The sequence below is a fragment of the Edaphobacter sp. genome, assembly GCF_035532915.1.
Taxonomy (GTDB): domain Bacteria; phylum Acidobacteriota; class Terriglobia; order Terriglobales; family Acidobacteriaceae; genus Edaphobacter.
Map to the genome: position 1 here is coordinate 1 of NZ_DATKQC010000108.1, position 2955 is coordinate 2955.

The 2955-nt window shown below is 59.2% G+C and carries 3 protein-coding genes and 1 pseudogene; 1 reads left to right on the forward strand and 3 read right to left on the reverse strand.

All coding sequences use genetic code 11. The features are described from left to right. On the reverse strand, positions 1-951 hold a 951-nt coding region (locus VMU57_RS05620), incomplete at its 3' end, for a DUF5700 domain-containing putative Zn-dependent protease (RefSeq protein ID WP_325381654.1). A 16-nt stretch (positions 952-967) separates the two neighbouring features. Continuing rightward, the gene (locus tag VMU57_RS05625) at positions 968-1648 is read right to left on the reverse strand and encodes a MarC family protein (RefSeq protein WP_325381655.1); all 681 of its coding nucleotides are present in this window, start codon (positions 1646-1648) and stop codon (positions 968-970) included. A 69-nt stretch (positions 1649-1717) separates the two neighbouring features. Here VMU57_RS05625 and VMU57_RS05630 point away from each other — a divergent pair, with 69 nt between their 5' ends. Continuing rightward, positions 1718-2659 carry a branched-chain amino acid transaminase gene (locus tag VMU57_RS05630; protein WP_325381656.1) on the forward strand — a complete coding sequence of 314 codons (942 nt, stop codon included), beginning with the start codon at positions 1718-1720 and terminating at the stop codon, positions 2657-2659. A gap of 65 nt (positions 2660-2724) precedes the next feature. On the opposite strand, the pseudogene VMU57_RS05635 reads toward VMU57_RS05630, so the two are convergent. Continuing rightward, positions 2725-2955 (reverse strand): annotated as a pseudogene (locus VMU57_RS05635) (hypothetical protein); the annotation flags it as partial.

Consider the following 2955-nt stretch of genomic DNA (forward strand, 5'->3'; position numbering starts at 1 on the left):
ATCCGACACAGCCGCCTGATACTTCTGATCTGACAGCTTTCCATTGATCGACCGCTGCAAAATCTCCTGCGACTCCGGCAGCAGCTTCGGCAACCGCGCCAGATCAGCCTGAATGTGCCGCTGACCTTCAAGTTCGGCCCAGCTTCCATGCGCGTTGATCAAAAGCGTCGCGCTTCCCTCCATCAGTACATCCACCAGAAAATTCCATGCCTGTAGCTGCCCGCCTTGCAGATGGAGTTGCTCGCGTTTCCGATCAAGAATCCTCCCATACCCAACGTGATGGCTCTCATGGGCGAAGAACTCTACCATTTCCTTCTGCGTCATCGGTTCGGAGTGCCCTTTTGACCGCCAGAGATCATCGAGCAGATCGATATAGATGCCCTGTTCGAATGCCGCTGCTCCCGCCCGTCCTCCCATCACGAAGTACAGCTTCGGATCCAACTGCACCGGCTCCGGCAAATTCTTCAGCGCAAGCGGAACAACTTCATCGAACTTCTGGTTTGCCTCTGCAATCGTTAATCTCTTCTGCAACAGATCAACGTGCTGCGTTGCCCAAATCAACGAAGGAGCCACATCCTCGGTCAGTCCCTGCAGACCTTTTTCTGCTCTTGCACCGGCTTCGGACGGCTCTACTTGCGCAACTTCACCCTTGCACGCTGCGATAAGAACATCTCTGTACTGCGCCGTCGTAATCCGGCGCGAGATATTCTGCTGGCCGATAATGAGCTGAGTTCCCGGCAGCGCGATCACCCGGTTGATAGCCTGCGCCGATACAGGCCCCGCACTGCATTCTCGCAGAAGCCCCAGCATCGCCTGCGCCTGCGTAGCATCAACATGGGTCGTTGCGTAGCCAGAGGCGGCACTCGCAACGACTGCCCAAACCAACAACGTTCTCACCAGCCGAATTCGCAGCACAGTAGCGATACGGAGACTTCCCGGCTTTAGTTCCAAGCCCTATTCCTGCCGCTTAAGGCTTCGCGATCACGCCCAGATCGACCAGTCCATTGACGAAGTACTGCACTGCCAGCGCCACCAGCAGCAGCCCCATGATGCGCACCAGAATTCGCACCCCGGTCTCCCCCAACCCGCGCGCTACCTTATCGGAGTTCCCGAGCACAAGATAGCAGATCGCGGCGGTAATCAGGATCGACGTCAGAATGGCCACCATCTGCCACTGCGTCTTCGCCTGCCCGACCAGCACCATCACGCTGGTAATCGCTCCCGGACCGGCCAGCATGGGAATCCCCAGTGGAACGATCCCGGCGTCGTCTTTCGCTTGCGCCTCGGTGGTCTCCTCGGTCGATTCCTGTGTCGGCGACCGCTTCGCCTCCAGCATGTCCAGCCCAATCAACAAAAGGATTACGCCGCCCGCAATCTCAAAGGCAGGCAGGGTAATCCCGAACATGCGGAAGATGTACTGTCCGGCAATGGCGAACGCGCTCAGTACCACCAGCGCCGTCAGCGACGCCTTCCACGCCATGCGCCGCTGCCTTTGCTTGTCGGCACCCGCCGTTACCGCGAGAAATGTCGGCAGCGCGGCAAATGGGTCCACCAGGAAGAAGATGGAGCTGAGGGCCAGCACGGAAAACCGCACATAGGTCGACCGCTCCAGCACCGCCAGGCTCATCGAATGGGCGTCAAGGATCACGCTTCATTCTCCCACGCGTCCGTCAACACACGGCTATAATTAAACATTCAGCCCTCAGGAGCGAATCGCATGGCCCTTCAGACCACCACCAATATCTGGCACAACGGCAATCTCATTCCCTGGGACAAAGCCCAGATCCACGTCATGTCCCATGTCGTCCACTACGGGTCTTCGGTCTTCGAAGGCATCCGTTGTTATACGCAACCGAATGGATCCGGCGTCTTCCGTCTGCAGGAGCACATGGCGCGGCTGCTCGACTCCGCCAAGATCTACCGGATGCCGCTTCCCTACACGGTCGACCAGCTCTGCTCCGCCGTCGTCGACGTGGTTGAAGCCAATGGCATCGCACCCTGCTACATTCGCCCCATCGCCTTCCGCGGCTATGGCGAGATGGGCGTCAATCCTCTCAACTCTCCCGTCGAGGTCTACATCGCCAACTTCCCCTGGGGCAAATACGTCCCCGGCAATCAGGGAGCCGATGTCTGCATCTCCAGCTGGAGCCGCCTCGCGCCCAACACCATGCCTTCGCTCGCCAAGGCCGGCGCGAACTATATGAACTCGCAACTCATCCGCATGGAGGCCGAGGTCAACGGCTACTCCGAGGGCATCGCGCTCGACGTGAACGGCTACCTCTCTGAAGGCTCCGGCGAGAATCTTTTCGTCGTCAAAGGCGGCATCCTCTACACCACGCCGCTCGCTAACTCCGTGCTGAGCGGCATCACCCGTGCCTCGGTCATCATGCTGGCCAAGCAGCTTGGCATCGAAGTCGTCGAACAGGCGCTGCCGCGCGAGATGCTCTATATTGCCGACGAAGCCTTCTTCACCGGCACCGCCGCCGAGGTCACACACCTCCGTTCGGTCGACCGCATCCTGGTAGGCGACGGCACCATGGGACCCATCACCAGCGCGCTGCACGAAGAGTTCTTCGCCATCGTCAACGGTCTCAAAGCCGACCGCCATAACTGGCTCACGCCGGTCAATGTCAAGGTTGCCGAACCGGTCGGCGTCTAAGCTCTTACACCGCTTCACGCAAATGGCCCTCCCGATATCGGGAGGGCCATTTCATTTGCTCTGCTCTACTCGACCGCAGGCAATCGCCGTTTTCTCATAAATCCGTCGATGAACCCATCAATGGACAGTGGCCCCGAACCGATCAGAACGAGCGCTGCAAGGCATGCGAGGTACAGCAGGTCGCACTCGTAGCCGGGCGGTCCAAACTTTGCCCCCGCCGCGGTTACAGCTATCAGCTTGATCGAGCTGAAGCCGTAGCGAAGATGCACGGTAAAGATCGCCACGATCAGAAGGGC